Source organism: Saccharothrix sp. DSM 118769 (genome assembly GCF_052936295.1).
Genome location: NZ_CP193627.1, coordinates 3,602,747 through 3,620,347 on the forward strand (window position 1 = coordinate 3,602,747; position 17,601 = coordinate 3,620,347).

At 75.6% G+C, this 17,601-nt stretch carries 9 protein-coding genes; 7 read left to right on the forward strand and 2 right to left on the reverse strand.

Going from position 1 to position 17,601, the window contains the following annotated elements; genetic code table 11:
* Positions 1 to 42 precede the first annotated feature (42 nt).
* A complete protein-coding gene (locus ACRAKJ_RS15725) occupies positions 43 to 1,038 on the reverse strand; it encodes an asparaginase domain-containing protein (RefSeq protein WP_438925924.1) in 996 nt (331 codons plus the stop codon).
* 209 nt (positions 1,039 to 1,247) lie between these two features.
* On the opposite strand from ACRAKJ_RS15725, the gene ACRAKJ_RS15730 reads away from it, so the two are divergent.
* The 7 genes from ACRAKJ_RS15730 to ACRAKJ_RS15760 all read left to right on the forward strand — a co-directional run bounded on the left by ACRAKJ_RS15730 (position 1,248) and on the right by ACRAKJ_RS15760 (position 17,189).
* Positions 1,248 to 7,178: an amino acid adenylation domain-containing protein gene (locus tag ACRAKJ_RS15730; protein WP_438925923.1), complete on the forward strand. Its 5,931-nt coding sequence runs from the start codon at positions 1,248 to 1,250 to the stop codon at positions 7,176 to 7,178.
* A 91-nt stretch (positions 7,179 to 7,269) separates the two neighbouring features.
* Positions 7,270 to 12,204, forward strand: a complete 4,935-nt coding sequence (locus ACRAKJ_RS15735; RefSeq protein WP_438925922.1) for an amino acid adenylation domain-containing protein — start codon at positions 7,270 to 7,272, stop codon at positions 12,202 to 12,204.
* Positions 12,205 to 12,299: 95 nt separating this feature from the next.
* The gene (locus tag ACRAKJ_RS15740) at positions 12,300 to 13,256 is read left to right on the forward strand and encodes a TauD/TfdA family dioxygenase (RefSeq protein ID WP_438925921.1); all 957 of its coding nucleotides are present in this window, start codon (positions 12,300 to 12,302) and stop codon (positions 13,254 to 13,256) included.
* A 16-nt stretch (positions 13,257 to 13,272) separates the two neighbouring features.
* A complete protein-coding gene (locus tag ACRAKJ_RS15745) occupies positions 13,273 to 14,241 on the forward strand; it encodes a TauD/TfdA family dioxygenase (protein ID WP_438925920.1) in 969 nt (322 codons plus the stop codon).
* Between the two features lie 3 nt (positions 14,242 to 14,244).
* Complete coding sequence (locus tag ACRAKJ_RS15750; protein ID WP_438925919.1) at positions 14,245 to 15,006, forward strand: alpha/beta fold hydrolase; 762 nt, start codon at positions 14,245 to 14,247, stop codon at positions 15,004 to 15,006.
* A 33-nt stretch (positions 15,007 to 15,039) separates the two neighbouring features.
* Entirely contained in the window at positions 15,040 to 15,963 is a 924-nt protein-coding gene (locus ACRAKJ_RS15755; RefSeq protein WP_438925918.1) for an ornithine carbamoyltransferase, read from the forward strand.
* On the forward strand, positions 15,960 to 17,189 hold the full coding sequence (locus tag ACRAKJ_RS15760; RefSeq protein WP_438925917.1) for an MFS transporter: 1,230 nt from the start codon (positions 15,960 to 15,962) through the stop codon (positions 17,187 to 17,189). Before ACRAKJ_RS15755 ends, ACRAKJ_RS15760 begins: the two co-directional genes overlap by 4 nt.
* 96 nt (positions 17,190 to 17,285) lie before the next feature.
* On the opposite strand, the gene ACRAKJ_RS15765 is transcribed toward ACRAKJ_RS15760, so the two are convergent.
* Positions 17,286 to 17,588 (reverse strand): hypothetical protein, encoded by a 303-nt coding sequence (locus ACRAKJ_RS15765; RefSeq protein WP_447009011.1) that lies wholly within the window; start codon positions 17,586 to 17,588, stop codon positions 17,286 to 17,288.
* Positions 17,589 to 17,601 lie beyond the last annotated feature (13 nt).

Here is a 17,601-nt window from a genome sequence, read left to right on the forward strand (position 1 = left end):
GCGGTGCGTCGGGCCGTCCCCGTTCGACGACCCGGTCCGCGCTCAGCCGAACTCGGGCACGCCGTGCTCGTCGAACAGGGAGCGCAGCCGGTCCCGGTCGTCGGTCACCGCGAGGCCGAGCGTCAGCAGCAGCCGGGCCTTCTGCGGCCGGAGGTCCTCGGCGGCGATGATCCCCGGCACGCCCGGGTCGTACACCGCGCCGCCGGTGTTGCGGTTGGCCGCGACGACCACGACGCCCGCGCCCACCGCCTCGCGCAGCGCGCCGGCCTGGCGGTCGGACGGGTCGCCCGCCATCACCACGCCGGCGACCCCCGACCGGGCGAACGCGGCGATGGCCTCGCCGCCCGCGTCGGAGTACGAGTAGGCGATCTCGGTGCGGGGCAACCGGTCCGGGTCGACCCGGGTCAGGTCGAACGGCGTGGCCCACGCCGGACCGCCGTGCCGCAGCACCCGGGCGGGCGCGCGGAGCAGGCGGACGCGCCGCTCGTCGACCACGCCGAGCGCACCCCACTCGCCGCCCCGGAAGGCGTCCGCGCGCAGGGTGTCGGTCTTGGTCGCGTCGCGGGCGGCCAGGACGCGGTCGTTGAGCAGGACCACCGGGCCGAACCCGGTCGTGCGGCCGGACGCGGCCAGCGTGACGGCGTTGTGCAAGTTCGCCGGCGCGTCGCTGCCCAGGGCGTTCCACGGCCGGAACGACCCGGTGACGACCACGGGCTTGGGGCTGCGCACGGTGAGGTCGAGCCAGTAGGCCAGCTCCTCCAGCTGCCGCGTGCCGCACAGCACCACGACGGCGTCGGCGCCGTCACCGGCGAGGTGGGTGTCGACCAGGGTGGACATCGCGTGGAAGTCGCGCAGGTTGCGGCACCCGCCGTCCTCGCCCCGGAAGTCGACCGCCTCCGCCTCCGCGACCTCGCCCAGCTCGTCGGCCAGCTCGTCGAGCAGCTCGGCCGTCTTGAGGGCCCCGCCGCGGTAGGTCTGGCTGTCCGACCGGCGCGCCGCGACACCCGCGATCGTGCCGCCGGCGCCGATGACCACCACCGACGCCCGCTTCCCCCGAATTGTTTTTTCATTCACAGGTACCCGATTGTCGCCGTCGGCCTACAGCGGCCCAATATCCCCTGGGTATAGGGGAGTTGTAGCCGGGATCGGCACCGTGGGGCGCATGGTCACGAGCCCATGCGGACGTCCGAGTGCTGCGAGTTCGACGGTGCCCCTGAGCTGGGTGGGCCTCGACGGGGCGGCGTCCCGTGGGTGACCCGGGCGCGCGCCGGCTGCCGCTCTCCGCGGCCCAGAAAGGCGTCTGGTTCGCGCACCAATTGGACGCCACCGGCCAGGTCTTCAATTGCGCCGAGGTGCTCGAATTCGACGGGCCGCTGGACGTGGGCGCGTTCACGGCCGCGTGGCGGCAGGTGCGCGCCGAGGCCGACGCGCTCCGGGTCGAGCGGGTCGTGGACGAGGACGGCCTGGTGCAGGTCGTGGCCGCGGCCGAGCCGGCGGACGAGCCGGTGGAGCTGCCGGTGCTCGACCTGTCCGGCGAGCCGGACCCGGGACGCGCCGCCGACGAGTGGACGGCCGCCGAGCGCGCCACGCCCGTCGACCTCGCCGCCGGCCCGGTCTCCGCGGCGGCGCTGATCCTCCTGGGCGGGCAGCGCGCCCGGTTCTACTGCCGGGTGCACCACATCGTCACCGACGCGTACTCGATGCGGCTGCTGCACCGCACCCTGGCCGACCGCTACACCGCGCTCGTGACCGGCTCGGCCCCCGCGCAGCCGCCGCTGCGGTCGCTGACCGCGCTGCTCGACGCCGACCTGCGCTACCGCGAGTCGCCCGCGCACCAGGCCGACCTGGAGTTCTGGACGAACCGGTTCGCCGACCTCCCCGAGTCCATGCGGGTGCCCCCGATCGGCGCGCCCGACCCGGACCCCGACCCCGTCGCCTGGCGCACGACCCGCGCGTTCGACGACGCGGCGCTCGCCCGGATGCGCGAGGTCGCCGAGCGGACCGGCGCCACCTGGCAGGTCGTGCTGCTCGCCGCCGTCGCGGCCTACCTGCGGCGGCTGACCGGCCGGCGGGACGTCGTGCTCGGCCTGCCGACCAGCGGCCGGCGCGGCGTCGCGGTCCGCCAGGTGGCCGGCATGGCGGCGTCGATGGTGCCGCTGCGGGTCGACGTGGCACCCACGGCCACGCTGACCGACGTCGTCCGGCTGCTGTCCGCCGAGCTGTCCCGGGGCCTGCCGCACGAGCGCCTCCGGCACGACGAGGCGGTCCGCGCCCTGGGCGTGGCCGGCGGCGACAACGGCTTCCTCGGCCCGTTGGTCAACTTCACGCCGTTCGACGACGAGTTCTCCTTCGCCGGCACCACCGCGCGGGCCCGCAACCTGGCCGCCGGCCCGCCGATCGACCTGTCGGTCAACGTCCACGGGCAGGACGGCGGCCCGGTGTCGCTGGTCTTCGAGGCCGAGCCCCGGCTGCACGGCCGGCGCGGGGTCGAGGAGCACGCCGACCGGTTCACCGCCTTCGCCCTGGACGTCACCGCCGCACCGGACCGCCCGGTGGAGTCGTTCGACCTGCTGTCCCACGCCGAGCGCCACGAGCTGCTGGTGCGCCGCAACGACACCGGCCGGCCCGTGCCGGACGGCGACATCGCCGAGCTGGTCGAGCGGCGCGCGCGCCGCGCGCCCGACGCCGTGGCCGTCGTGCACGGCTCGACCGAGCTGACCTACCGCGAGCTGGACGAGCGGGCCGAGTGGCTCGCCGACCGGCTGGCCGCGCGCGACGTCGGGCCGGAGGACGTGGTGGCACTCCTGCTGCCGCGCACGCCCGACCTGGTCGTGTCCATGCTGGCCGTGCTCAAGGCCGGCGCCGCGTTCCTGCCGATCGACCTGGCGAACCCGCCCGAGCGCATCGCCCACCTGCTCACCGACGCCGGCGCCCGCTGCGTGGTCAGCGACGCCGCGACCGAGCCCACCCTGCCGCCCACCTCCGTGGAGGTGCTGCTCGCCGAGGACACCCGGCCGACCGTCGGCCGGGCCGCACCGCGCCGGCCGGTCGACCCGGCGAACCCCGCCTACGTCATCTACACCTCCGGCTCGACCGGCACCCCCAAGGGCGTGGTCGAACCCCGGTCCGCGCTGTGCAACATGGTGTTCGACAACATCCCCCGGTACGGGATGCACGAGAACACCCGCGTGCTCCAGCTCGTCTCGCCCGGCGTCGACGCGTCGGTGGCCGACATCTGGCCCGCGCTCGTCGCGGGCGGGCGGCTCGTGCTCGCGCCGCCCGCCGCCGAGCTGCCGTTCGACCGGCTCGTGGAGCTGCTGCGGGACCACCGGATCACGCACCTCGCGCTGCCCCCGGCCGTGCTGGCCAACGTGCCCGCCGTGGACCTGCCCGACCTGGAGACGCTGCTCACCGGCGGCGAGGACGTGGACCAGCGGCTGTGCCGGCGCTGGGGCCCCGGCCGCCGGATGCTCAACATGTACGGCCCGACCGAGGCGGGCGTGGGCACGACCGGCAGCGCGCCGCTCACCGGCGAGAGCCGACCCGACATCGGCACGCCGCTGCGCAACATGCGCGTCTACGTGCTCGACGCCGAGCTGCGGCCGACCGTCCCCGGCGCGGCGGGCGAGCTGTACGTGGCCGGCGCCGGCCTGGCGCGCGGCTACCTGGGCCGCGCCGCGCTGACCGCGGACCGGTTCCTGCCCTGCCCCTACGGCCCGCCCGGCGCGCGCATGTACCGCACGGGCGACCTGGTGCGCTGGCGCGCGGACGGCAACCTGGAGTACGTCGGCCGCACCGACGACCAGATCAAGATCCGCGGCGCCCGCATCGAGCCGGGCGAGGTGGAGACCGTGCTCGCCGGCCTGGAGGACGTCGCCGCCGCCGCCGTCGTCGCCGACAAGGGGCCGCACGGCCGGATGCGGCTGCTGGCCTACGTGGTGCCGGCCGCCGGCGCGGCGCTCGAACCCGACGCCGTGCGCCGGGCCGCGCAGCGGTTCCTGCCCAACCACATGGTGCCGGACGCGGTCGTGCTGCTGGACGCGCTGCCGCTCACCCCCGCCGGCAAGCTCGACCGGCGCGGCCTGCCCAGCCCGGAGGGCGTGGCCGTCGCGCCCACCGCCCCGGACGAGGCCGGCCCGGTGAAGGTCGTGCGGGACCTGCTGCGCGAGGTCCTGGGCGTGGCCGAGATCGGCCCGGACGAGTCGTTCTTCGACCGCGGCGGCGACAGCATCATCGCGTTGCAGCTCGTGTCGCTGGCCCGGCAGCACGGCCTGGAGCTGACCGCCCGCGAGGTGTTCGCGCACCCGACGGCGGCCGGGCTGGCCGAGGTCGCCCGCGCGCTGGGCGCCGGCACCGCGCCCGCGGCCGAGGTGACCGGACCGGTGCCGCTGACCCCGATCATGCACTGGGCCCGCGCCGGGCACGCCCCGATCGACGGCTTCCACCAGGCGGTCACCGTGCACACCCCGGCCGGGCTGGTGCTCGACGACCTCGACCGGGCGCTGCGCGCGCTGGTCGACCACCACGACGCGCTGCGCGCGGTGCTCGGCCGCGACGCCGACGGCGACCCGGTGCTGGAGGTGCGCCCCACCGGCACGCCACCGCCGGACGGCTGGCTGCGCCGGGTCGACGCCGCCGACCTCGACCGGGACCGGCTGCGCGCCGCCCTGGCCGACGAACGCGCCGCGGCGCAGCGCGCCCTCTCGCCCGGGGCGGGCGCGGTGCTCCGGGCGGTCTGGTTCGACGCCGGTCCCGCCGTGCGCGGCACCCTCCTGCTGGTCGCGCACCACCTCGTGGTCGACGGCGTCTCCTGGCGGGTCCTGCTCCAGGACCTCGGCACGGCGGCGGCCGGCCGCGCGGACGCGCTGCCCGCCGTGACGACCCCGATGGCCGCGTGGGCGCGGCAGCTGGCCGCCACCGCGGCGGCCGGGGCGTACCGCGACGAACTGCCCCACTGGACCGACGTGCTGGCCACCCCGGACCCGGCCTACACCGCCGACCTCGACCCCGGGGTCGACACCTTCGCCACCGCGCGGACCGTCCGGCTCACCCTGCCCGCGGACGTCGGCGACGCGCTCGTGGACACCGTGCCCGCCCGCTTCCGGGCGACCGCCGGCGACGCCCTGCTGACCTCGCTGTCCCTGGCCTACGCCCGGTGGCGCGAACGGCTCGGCGCGCCCCGGGCCGGCGCGGTGCTGGTGGAGCTGGAGGGCCACGGCCGCGAGGAGATCGCGCCCGGCGTCGTCCTCGACCGCACGGTCGGCTGGTTCACCAGCATCCACCCGGCCCGCGTCGACCCCGGCGAGGTGCCGTGGTCCGAGGCGGTCGCCGGCGGCCCGGCCCTGGGTACCGCGCTCCAGCGGGTCCGGCAGCAGCTGGGCGCGCCGCGCGACAACGGCATCGGCTTCGGCGTGCTGCGCCACCTCGACCCCGCGACCCGCGACACCCTCGCCGCGCTGCCCACCCCGAGGCTGTGCTTCAACTACCTGGGCCGGTTCCGGTCGGCCGGGGCGGACGACTGGGGCACCACCGGGGCGGAGGACAGCTTCGCCGGCGGCGCCGACCCCCGGATGCCGATGCCCAACGTGCTGGGCGCCGACGCGATCACCCACGACACCGCGGACGGGCCGCGCACCACGCTCATGCTCACCTGGCCCGCGCGCCTGCTCGACGAGGACGCGGTGACCGACCTGCTCGGGCTGTGGTCGGCGGCGACGGCCGGCCTGGTGGCGCACGCCGCCACCGCCGGCACGGCCGCGCTGCTGGCCTCCGACGTGCCGCTGGCGGGCGTGACCCAGGAACGGCTGGACCGGCTCTGCGCCGCCCACCCCGGCGCGGTGGACGTGCTGCCGCTCGCGCCGATGCAGGAGGCGTTCCTGTTCCACAACCTGCTCACCGAGGGCGGCCTGGACGTCTACGCCTCCCAGGTGCGCGTCGACGTCGACGGCGACCTCGACCCGGACCGCCTGCGCGCGGCGGCGGCGGCCACCCTGGCCCGGCACGACAACATCCGCGCCGCGTTCGTCCACGACGACGAGGACGGCACCGCCGTGCAGGTCGTGCCCGCCGAGGTCGCGGTCCCGTGGACCGAGCACGACCTGACCGGCGTCCCCGACCAGGAGGCCCGCGCCGCCGAGCTGGCGGCCGACGAGCGGGTCCGGCGGTTCGACCTGGCCGCGCCGCCCGCGCTGCGCCTGCTGCTGCTCCGCCTCGGCCCGCGCCGGCACCGGCTCGCGCTGACCACGCACCACATCCTGTGGGACGGCTGGTCCACCGGCATCGTGCTCAAAGAGCTGTTCGCGTTCTACGGCGACCTCGACGCCGCCCTGCCGCCCGTCGCGCCCTACCGCACCTACCTGGAGTGGCTGGCGCGGCAGGACCGGCCCGGCGCCCGCGCGGCGTGGGCGGAGGCGCTGGCCGGCGTCACCGGTCCGTGCCACGTCCACCCGGCGGAGCGGGCGGGCACGCCCGAGCCGCACCGGCAGCTCCGGCGCGCCCTGGGCGCGGCGGAGTCGGACGCGCTGACCAACCGCTGCCGCGCGCTCGGCGTCACCCTCAACACGGTCGTCCAGTGCGCGTGGGGCTACGTGCTCTCGCGGCTGACCAACGCCGACGACGTCCTGTTCGGCACGTCGGTCTCCGGCCGGCCGCCGGAGCTGCCCGGCGTGCGGGACATGGTCGGCCTGCTGACCAACACGGTGCCGGTGCGGGTGCGGGTCGACCGCGACGAGACGCTGGCCGCCCTGGCGCGGCGGACCCAGGACGAGCAGGCCGCGCTGCTGCCGCACCACCACCTGTCCCTGGCCGAGATCCAGCGCCAGGCCGGGTTCGGCGGCGGCAAGAGCCTGTTCGACACCACCACGATGGTCGTCAACTACCCGCTCGACCCCTCGGTGTGGCCGGACTCCCTCGGCGACCTCCGGGCCGGCTCCTACGGGCTGGAGGACGAGACGCACTACCCGCTGCGCATGGTCGCCATCCCGGGCGACCGGCTGGAGCTGTGGCTGGGGCACCGGCCCGACGTGTTCGACGACGCCGCGGCGGGCGCCCTGTTCGACCGCTTCACCACCGTGCTCGACCGCTTCGCGACCGACCCCGACCGCCCGGTCCGGGAGCTGTACGCGGCCGAGGTCGGCGACCGGCAGCGGCTGCTGGCCGAATGGGGCGGCTACGCCTGAGCCGCCCGTGACCACCCGAACCACCGGTACGCCGGGTGCCCCGCACGTCCGACGCGCACGTGCCGAGCCGAGTCTGCTTGGAGGATCACCGATGTCCCACGACATCCACCTGCTCGTCACGCGACAGGCCGCGGCCACGCCCGACGCGGTCGCCGTGGTCGACGACACCCGCTCGTACAGCTACGCGGAGCTGGAGGACCGCGCCGAACGCCTGGCCGCCGCGCTGCGCGCCGGCGGCGTCGGGCCCGAGTCGGTGGTGGGCGTGTGCCTGCCGCGCGGCGTCGACCTGGTGGCCGGGCTGCTCGCGGTGTGGAAGGCCGGCGGCGCGTACCTGCCGCTCGACCCCGACCACCCCGGGCAGCGCAACGCCCTGGTGCTGCGCAACGCCGGCGTCCGGCAGCTGCTGGCCGCGCCGGGCACCGCCCCGCCGGGCGTCCCGGACCTGGTCGTGCTCTCGCCGCACGACCTGCCCGAGCCCTCGGGCGCCCCGGCCGTCGACTCCGGCGGCGAGGGCGCGGCCTACGTCGTGCACACCTCGGGCTCCACCGGCACGCCGAAGGGCGTCGTCGTCACGCACGCGGGCATCGCCAACCGGGTCGACTGGGCCGTGCGCGGCCAGCGGCTGACCGCGGCCGACCGGGTGCTCCAGAAGACCGCGCTCACCTTCGACGCCGCCGGCTGGGAGATCTTCGCCCCGCTGACCTGCGGCGGCACCGTGGTGCTCGCCCCGCACGGCGCCGAGCGCGACCCGGCGGCGCTGGTGGCCGCGGTGGTCCGGCACGACGTCACCGTGCTCCAGGTGGTGCCGTCGGTGCTGCGCGCCCTGGTCGCCGAGGACGCCTGGTCCGGCGCCCGCGCCCTGCGGCTGCTCACCTGCGCGGGCGAGGCGCTGCACGCCGAGCTGGTGCAGCGCTTCCTCGGGCTGCTCCCGGCACCCGAGCGGGTGGAGGTGTGGAACACCTACGGGCCGACCGAGTGCTCCATCGACGTCACCGCGTTCCGCTTCGACCCCGAGCAGCGGTCCGGCCCGGTGCCGATCGGCCGCCCGATCCCCGGGATGCGCGTGCTGATCGCCGACGAGCGGGTCGAGCCGGTCGACATCGGCGTGACCGGCGAGCTGTACGCGGGCGGCGTCGGCGTCGCCCGCGGCTACCTGGGCCTGCCCGGCCGCACGGCCGAGGTGTTCGTGCCCGACCCGCACGGCCCGGCGGGCGCGCGGCTGTACCGCACCGGCGACCTGGCGCGGTGGCGCGAGGACGGCTACCTGGAGTACCGCGGGCGCGTCGACCAGCAGGTCAAGGTCAACGGCGTGCGCATCGAACCGGGCGAGGTCGAGGCGGCGCTGGCCGGCCACCCCGGCGTGCGCGCGGTGGCCGTCGTGCCGTTCGCCACGCCGGACGGCGGCACCCGCCTGGTCGCCTACCACGAGGCCACCGGCCAGGCCGACGTCGGCGACCTGCGCGGCTACCTGGTCGACCGCCTGCCCGCCACCCACGTGCCGTCGGCGTTCGTCGCGCTCGACCGGCTCCCGCTGCTGCCCAGCGGCAAGGTCGACCGGTCGGCGCTGCCCGAGCCCGCGGCGACGGCCGGGGAGAAGGTCGCGCCGCGCACCGCCGCCGAGCGGCTGGTCGAACGGGTCTGGTGCGAGCTGCTGGGCGTGGCCGAGGTCGGCGTGCACGACGACTTCTTCCGGCTCGGCGGCTCCTCGCTCCAGTTCACCCGGCTGGCCAACCGGCTGCGCAAGGCCACCGGCACGGCCGTCGACCTGCCCCGGCTGCTGTCGGCCACCACGCTCGCCGAGCAGGCGGCGCTGGTGACCCCGGCCGAGGAGGTCGACGCCGACGCGCTGCGCCGCGTCCCGCGCACCGGCCCGCTGCCGGTCTCCACGGGCCAGCGCCGGCTGTGGCTGCTCGACCGGATGCAGCCCCGCGCCCGCGAGTGGGTCTCGCCGCTGTTCCTGCGGGTGCCCGGCGACACGCCCGACGACCTGGTCCGCGCCGCGCTGGACGGGCTGACCGCCCGGCACGAGTCGCTGCGCACCCGGTTCGCCACCGAGCGCGGCGAGCCCGTCCAGGTCGTCGACCCGCCCGCGCCCGCCGACCTGCGCGTCCTCGCCGCGTCCGACGAACTCGCCACCGTGCTCGACGGCGAGCTGGACCGGGGCATCGACGTCGAACGGGGCCCGCTGGTGCGCTCGGTGCTCACCGCGGCCGGCGACGCCGGGCACGACCGGGTGCTGGTCGTGCTGATGCACCACATCGTCTGCGACGGCTGGTCCTCCTCGGTCCTGGAGCGCGACTTCGCCGAACTGCTCGCCGCCGCCCGGGACGGCCGCGCGCCCCGCCTGCCCGAGCTGCCCGTGCAGTACGCGGACTACGCGGTGTGGCAGCGGGAGCGGGCGGAGGGCCCGGCGGTCGAGGAGGAGCTGCGGCACTGGCGGACCGTGCTCGACGGCGCGGCGCCCCTCGTGCTGCACACCGACAAGGCCCGCCCCGAGGTCCGCGACGGCCGGGGCGCCATGGTGCCCTTCACCGTCTCCGCCCTGGTCGCCGAGGCGCTCGACGAGCTGGGCCGCGAGGTCGGCGCCACGTCGTTCATGACCCTGCTGTCCGGCTTCAGCACCCTGCTGGCCCGCTACACCGGCCAGTGGGACGTGGTGATCGGCACGCCGGTGTCCGGGCGCGACCGGGCCGAGGTCGAGGACGTGGTGGGCTTCTTCCTCAACAGCGTCGTCCTGCGCTGCCGGCTCGACGGCCGCTCGTCGTTCCGCGACGCCCTCGCCGGCGTGCGCGACACCTGCCGGGACGCCCTGGCGCACCAGGGCCTGCCGTTCGAGCTGCTGGTCGCCGACCTCGCGCCGGAGCGGGACCTCTCCCGCACGCCGCTGTACCAGGTGGCCTTCGACCTGCACGACGAGCGGCTGACCGGCTCCGCGGCGGACCCCGAGGACCTGGGCACCCTGCTCGACCTGTCCCGCACGGCCCGCACCGACCTGACGCTGTACCTGCGCCGGGAACCGGACGGCCGCTACGTCGGCGGCTTCGAGTACGCCACCGCGCTGTTCGAACGCGCCACGGTCGAGCGGATGGCCGAGCACTTCGTCCGGCTGCTCACCTCCGCCGCGGCGGACCCGGCCGCCCGCCTGGCCGAGATGGACTTCGACGGGCCGCGCCGCGCCGCGCGGCGACCGGCGAACCGGGTCGCGGCGTCGTTCGGCTCGGTCCCGCGCCTGGTGGAGCGCCAGGTCCGCGCGGCGCCCGACGCGGTGGCCCTGGTCGCCGGCGCGGACACCGCGACGTTCGCCGAGCTCGACGAGCGGGCCAACCGGATCGCCCACCACCTGCGGCGGCGCGGCGCGGGCCCGGAGTCCGTCGTCGCGGTGGCCCTGGACCGGGGCGTGGACCTGATGGCGAGCCTGCTGGGCGTGTGGAAGGCAGGCGCGGCCTACCTGCCGCTCGACCCGAACCTGCCGCAGGAGCGGATCGGGTTCATGCTGACCGACGCCGACGTGCCCGTGGTGCTGACCGCCTCCGCGCACGCCGACCGGGTGAGCACCCACGCCTCGGGCCACGTGGTCTACCTGGACACCGACGCGGCCCTGGTCGCGGCGGAGCCGGCCGACGCGCCCGAGCGGGTCGACGACCCGGACCTGCTGGCCTACGTCATCTACACCTCCGGCTCGACCGGCAGGCCGAAGGGCGTGCAGATCACCCACGGCGGCCTGGCCAACCACCTGCGGTGGGCCACCAACGAGCTGGCCATGCGCGGCCGGCGCGGCGGCGCGGTGTTCTCCTCGGTCGCGTTCGACCTGGTGGTGCCGAACCTGTGGGCGCCGCTGATGGCGGGCCAGCCGGTGCACCTGCTGCCGTCCGACCTGGACCTGGCCGACCTGGGCAGGCTGCTGACCGACGTGGCGCCGCTGAGCTTCCTCAAGCTCACCCCGGGCCACCTCCAGATCCTGACCGACCAGCTCTCCGAGCAGTGGCTGGCCGACCTGGCCGAGGTCGTCGTGGTGGCGGGCGAGCCGCTGCCCCCCGCGCTGGCCGACCGGTGGCTGCGGGCGCTCGGCCCGGGGCACCTGATCAACGAGTACGGCCCGACCGAGTCGTCGGTGGGCACCTGCGTCTTCCCGGTGGACGAACCCGCCGTGGGCGACTCGGTGCCGATCGGCCAGGCGCTGCCCGGCATCGAGATGCACGTCCTCGACGACGCGCTGCGGCCCCTGCCGACCGGCGTGGTGGGCGAGCTGTACGTCGGGGGAGCGGGCCTGGCCCGCGGCTACCTGGACCGCCCGGCGCTGACCGCCGACCGGTTCGTGCCCTCGCCGTTCGGCCCGCCCGGGTCGCGCCTGTACCGGACCGGCGACCTGGTGCGCGTCCTGCCCGAGGGCGACGTGGACTTCGTCGGCCGCGCGGACGACCAGGTCAAGATCCGCGGCTACCGGGTGGAGCTGGGCGAGGTCACCGCGGTGCTGGCCGACCACCCGGACGTCAAGGACGCCGTCGTGGTCACCGCCAAGGGCCCGTCGGGCGACGTGCGGCTGCTCGCCTACTGCGTGGCCGCGCCGGACGTGGCGGACCTGCCGGGCGCGCTGACCGCGCACTGCGCCGCCCGGCTGCCGGACTACATGGTCCCGGACGGGATCGCGGTGCTGGAGCGGATGCCGCTCAACGCCAACGGCAAGGTGGACAAGGCGGCGCTGCCGGCGTTCAACGAGGCGCGGACGACCGAGCTCGTCGCCCCGCGCGGCCCGGTCGAGGAGCGGGTCGCGGGGATCTTCACCGACCTCCTGGGCGTGCCGGCCGGCGCGGACTCGCACTTCTTCCGGTCGGGCGGCAACTCGATCCTGGCCATCCGGCTCATCGCGGGCCTGCGGTCGGTGTTCGAGGTGGACCTGCCGATCCGGTCGGTGTTCGAGGGGCCGACGGTCGCCGAGCTGGCCGCCGTCGTCGAGGCCGCGATCCTCGCCGAGGTCGAGCAGATGTCCGAAGAGGAGCTGATCGCCCGGACCTCGCCCGAGGTCTGAGCCCATATAGCCGCCGTATTGCCCGACGGACGACAGTGCCAGAGCCGCAGGCGCGCCGGGCGTGGCGGGACGAGACGGAAAGAGGGGTGGTCCCCGTGGCGGAGTCAGCCGAGCAGCGCTGGTCGCCGAGGGTGATCCGGCCGGCGGACGCGGATGTCGCGCCCACCACCGCAGGGCTGCTGGAGCACCTGGCGTCGGTCGACGACCTGGGCGCCGAGCTGACCCGGGCGAAGGCGCTGGTGTGGCGCGGTTTCGCGGTGCGGCCGGAGGAGTTCGACGCCGTCATCGACCACCTGCTGCCGGAGCGCTGGGCGTACAAGCACGGCAACTCGCCGCGCACCAAGGTGGGCGACATCGGCGCGAACGTCTACACGTCGACCGAGTACCCGCCCGAGTACACCATCTCCATGCACAACGAGCTGTCCTACGCCGCGCGCTACCCGAGCCGCCTGCTGTTCTACTGCCAGCAGGCGCCCGGGGGCGGCGGCGCGACCCCGGTGGTCGACGGCACCCGGTGGCTGGCCGCCCTCGACGAGGAGGTCCGCGCCGCCTACCGCGGCGGCGTGCGCTACCGGCAGAACCTGCACGACGGCCACGGCTTCGGCAAGAGCTGGCAGGAGACGTTCGAGACCACCAACAAGGCCGACGTCGAGGTGTTCCTCAAGGAGACCTCGGCCGAGTTCGAGTGGCGGGCCGACGGCTCGCTGCGCATCGAGCAGCACGGCCCGGCCACGCTCGTCGACCCGCGCACCGGCGCCGAGGTCTGGTTCAACCAGTCCGACCAGTGGCACGCCGCCGGGCTCGGCGACGAGACCGCCAAGGCGCTGGCCGAGATCATGGCCGAGGAGGACATGCCGCAGTCGGTCGTCTTCGCCGACGGCACGCCCATCCCCGCCGAGCACGTCGTGCAGGTGCGCGACCGCGGCCTGGCGGAGGCGGTCGACAACGACTGGTCCGCGGGCGACCTGATGCTGATCGACAACGTGCTCGTCGGGCACGGCAGGCGACCGTTCACCGGCCCCCGCCGGGTGCTCGTGGCCATGTCCGGATGAGCGGAGGTACCAACGGATGACCGACACCCTGTCCCAACCGCAGACGCTGCCGCACGTGCAGCGGGCCGACGACGCACGACCCCTGCACGAGGTGGTCGCGGCCGAGCAGGACCGCTGGCGGAAGCTGCTCACCACGCACGGCGCGCTGCTGTTCCGCGGCTACCCGGTGGACGACGTGACCGCGTTCGAGGCGGTCGTGCGGGCGTTCTCCGGCGAGCCGCTGACCTACAACGAGCGCTCCTCGCCCCGGCACGCGATCAAGGGCAACGTCTACACCTCGACCGACTACCCGCCGGACGAGGAGATCTTCCTGCACAACGAGAACTCCTACCAGGCGGTGTGGCCGCGGGTCGTCTACTTCTACTGCGACCGCGAGCCGGAGACGCTGGGCGCGACCCCGCTGGCCGACGTGCGCCGCGTGCACCGGGCCATCGACCCCGCCGTGCGGGAGGAGTTCGAGCGGCGCGGCTGGATGGTCGTGCGCAACTACCGGCCCCACTTCGGGGTGTCCTGGCCGGAGGTGTTCGGCACCACCGACCGCGCCGAGGTGGAGCGCTACTGCGCCGGCCGCGGCATGGTCGCCGAGTGGGTCGGCGACGACCACCTGCGCACCAGGGCGCTGCGCAGGGCGACCTACGTCCACCCCGCCACCGGCGAGGACGTGTGGTTCAACCACATCACGTTCTTCCACCACTCGTCGCTGGACGAGGACCTCCAGGAGGGCCTGCTGGGCATGTTCGGCGAGGAGGGCCTGCCGACCAACACGTACTACGGCGACGGCGCCCCGATCCCGAACGAGGTCGTCGCCCACCTGCGGGCCGCCTACCGCGCCGAGTCCCGCCGGTTCGACTGGCGGCACAAGGACGTGCTGCTGGTGGACAACATGCTGGCCGCGCACGGCCGCGAGCCGTTCACCGGCCCGCGCAAGATCGCGGTCGCCATGGGCGAGGCGCACGTGTCCGACTACCTGGTCGACGGGGGGTGAGCCGTGGGCCGACCCACGACCGCCGGCCCGACCGGCTGGCTGCGCGTCTACCGGTCCCGACCCCGGGCCGGGCTGCGCCTGGTGTGCTTCCCGCACGCGGGCGGCGGCACGAGCACCTTCCACGGCTGGGCCGAGCGGCTGCCCGGGTCGGTCGAGGTGGTGGGCGTGCAGTACCCCGGCCGCCAGGACCGCAGCCACGAGACGCCCGTCGAGCGGCTGGAGGAGCTGGCCGACCGGGTGGCGGCGGTCGTGCCGCGCCTGTTCGACCGGCCGGTCGCGTTCTTCGGGCACAGCCTCGGCGCGACCGTCGCGTTCGAGGTGGCGCGGCGGCTGTCGCCGAGGTTCCCGACGCCGCTCGCGGGACTGGTCGTGTCGGCCCGCAAACCGCCCGCGGAGCGCACCACCAGCGGTTACGACTTCACCCGCGACGACGACCTGCGCCGCTACCTGGCCAGGCTGGGCAACCGGGCCGGGGCGGCGCTGGCCGACCCCGACCTGTGGGACCTGCTGGTGCCGCCGCTGCGCGGCGACCTGCTGATGTCGCAGCGCTACCGCTACACCCCGGGGCCGCCGCTGACCTGCCCGTTCACCCTGATCGCGGCGGCGGACGACCACAGCTGCACGATCGACGACATGCGTCCCTGGACGAAGCACACCATCGGCCCGGCCGACGAGCACGTGGTGCCCGGTGACCACTACTACGTGGACACCCCGCCCCGCGAGCTGTTCGACCTCCTGGCCGGTGCCGCCGACCGGCTCCGCTGACGCCGGGACGACCCCGCCCGAAGGGTAGGAACGATGGCCCGGACGAAGCACCTGATCTCGATCGAGGACCTCTCCGACACCGAACTGCACGACATCGTCGACCGGGCCGCGGAGTTCGCGGCCGGTCCCGTCGAGCCCGGCGGTCCGCTGGCGGACCAGGTCGTCGGCCTGTACTTCCGGCGGACGTCGACGCGCACCCGCACGTCGTTCTGGTCGGGCGCGCTGCGGCTGGGCGCGGGCGTGGTGAACTTCGGGCCGGGCGACCTCCAGACCAACACGGGGGAGACCACCGAGGACACCGGCCGGGTGCTCTCCTCCATGCTGGACGTCCTGGTCGCCCGGACCTGCGGCACCACCGAGGAGCTGCGCGGGTGGGCGTCGTGGGCCGGCATGTCCGTGGTCAACGCGATGAGCGAGCTGGAGCACCCGACCCAGGCGCTGACCGACCTGGCCACGATCAAGTCCCACTTCGGCACGCTGTCCGGCGTCCGGGTGACCTACCTCGGCGAGGGCAACAACAGCGCGACCGCGCTCGCCCTGGCCGTGGCCCGCGTGCCCGGCATGGAGATCGACTTCCGGACGCCGCCGGGCTACCCGGTCGACCCGGGCGTGATGGCCCGCGCGCACGAGGCGGCCGGGCGCACCGGGGCGAAGATCTCCGAGTCGCACGACATGTCCACGCCGCCCTCCGGGGTGGACGTCGTCTACACGACCCGCTGGCAGACCACCGGCACCACCAAGCCGGACCCGGACTGGCGGGCGGTGTTCGCGCCGTTCCAGGTCAACGCGGCGCTGTGGGACGCCAACCCGGACGCGGTGTTCATGCACGACCTGCCCGCGCACCGCGGCGAGGAGGTCACCGCCGAGGTCCTCGACGGGCCCGCCAGCATCGCGTTCGAGCAGGCGGCGAACAAGATGCGCGCCGCGATGGCCGTCCTGGAGTGGTGCGGGACATGACCGCCGAGCCGATCGCGGCGGACAGCGCCCCGCCGCTGCGGCGCAACCGCGACTTCCTGCTGCTGTGGACCGGGGCCGGGTTCTCGCAGATGGGCGCGAAGATCAGCGTGATCGCGTTCCCGCTGCTGCTCGTCTGGCACGGCGACTCGGCGCTGGGCGCGGGCCTGGTGGCGTTCGCGGGCCTGCTGCCCGCCCTGCTGCTCCAGCTGCCCGCCGGCGTCCTGGTGGACCGCTGGGACCGCCGCAAGCTGATGATCGGCTGCGACGCGCTGGCGGCGCTGGCCATGCTCAGCGTCGCCGTCGCCGTGCTGTCCGGCGTCGTGTGGCTGCCGCACCTGCTGGTGGTCAACTTCGTCGAGGGCGCCTGCCTGATCTTCTACCTGCTCGCCCAGCGGGCCGCCGTGCGCAACGTGGTCGAGCCCGCGCACCTGCCCGCGGCGGTGTCCCGCAACGAGGCGCGCGGCCGGGTCGCGTCCCTGCTCGGCCAGCCCGCGGGCAGCTCCCTGTTCGCCCTGCTGTCCTGGCTGCCGTTCGCGGCCGTCGCGCTCGGGCACCTGGTGGCGCTGGTCGCCCTGCTGTTCGTGCGCAGGCCGTTGCAGACCGAGCGGGTGCAACGGCCGCTGGAGCTGCGCCGCGACATCGGCGAGGGCCTGCGCTGGCTGTGGGGGCAGAAGTTCCTGCGGGTCGCCACCGTCATGGTGGCGGCGACGAACTTCTTCGCGCAGGTCGTCAACCTGGTCCCGCTCGTGGTGATCAAGCAGACCGGCGGCTCGGCCGCGCTGGCGGGCCTGATCGGCCTGGTCGGCGGGGTCGGCGGCGTGTGCGGGGCGCTGTTCGGCGGGGTGCTGCTGCGCAGGCTGTCGCTCGGCGGCGTCCTGCTGCTCGACCTGGCCGCGCGCGCCGTGCTGGTGCCGGTGATGGCGTTCGCCACCGCCCTGCCGCTGCTGTTCGCGCCGTTCGCCCTGATGTCGTTCACCGGGGCGGTGCTCAACGTCGGCGCCGGCGCCTACATGGCCCGGGTGGTGCCCGACGAGATGCAGGGCCGCGCCATGAGCGCCGTCATGCTGACCTCCTGGGGCGCGAACTCCGCCGGCGCGCTCGTGGCGGGCCTGCTGCTCAGCTCCCTCACCACCACCGCGACCCTGCTGTGCGTCACCGCCGGCCTGGTCGTGCTCCTCGTCGGCGCGGTGCTCAGCCCCACCATCCGCAAGTCCGACGCCCGCTGACCGAACCCGGCGCCCGCAGGTCCCCGCACGCCCTGCCCTCGCAGGCCCCGTCCCCGCAGGCCCGACGCCCGCCGACCAGCGGGCGTCGGGCCTGCGTCACAGCCGGCCCTCGGGCGGCGCGACGCGGGCCAGCGCCATCTCGTCCCGGGCCCGCACCACCGCGAACGTGGCCGCGGTGACGGCCGCGCGGGCCGCGCCCAGGACCTCGCACAGGCGGGAGTGCACGTCGGCCGGGTCGCCGCCGGCGCGGGCGCGCTGCGCGGCGTCCACGGCCAGCGCGGCGGCCTCGACGACGCCCAGCACCGCCTCGTCGAGCGGGTCGGAGCGGTCGGACGTCGCCTTGAGCACCTCCAGCCCGGCAACGGTCATCGGTGGCAGCACGGGGGTGGGGCTGGACATGGTTCCTCCCGGA

Coding starts and splice junctions, on each gene's coding strand:
- ACRAKJ_RS15735 (WP_438925922.1), top strand. CDS start 7,270: ATGTCCCACGACATCCACCTGCTCGTCACGCGACAGGCCGCGGCCACG.
- ACRAKJ_RS15745 (WP_438925920.1), top strand. CDS start 13,273: ATGACCGACACCCTGTCCCAACCGCAGACGCTGCCGCACGTGCAGCGG.
- ACRAKJ_RS15755 (WP_438925918.1), top strand. CDS start 15,040: ATGGCCCGGACGAAGCACCTGATCTCGATCGAGGACCTCTCCGACACC.
- ACRAKJ_RS15760 (WP_438925917.1), top strand. CDS start 15,960: ATGACCGCCGAGCCGATCGCGGCGGACAGCGCCCCGCCGCTGCGGCGC.
- ACRAKJ_RS15765 (WP_447009011.1), bottom strand. CDS start 17,588: ATGTCCAGCCCCACCCCCGTGCTGCCACCGATGACCGTTGCCGGGCTG.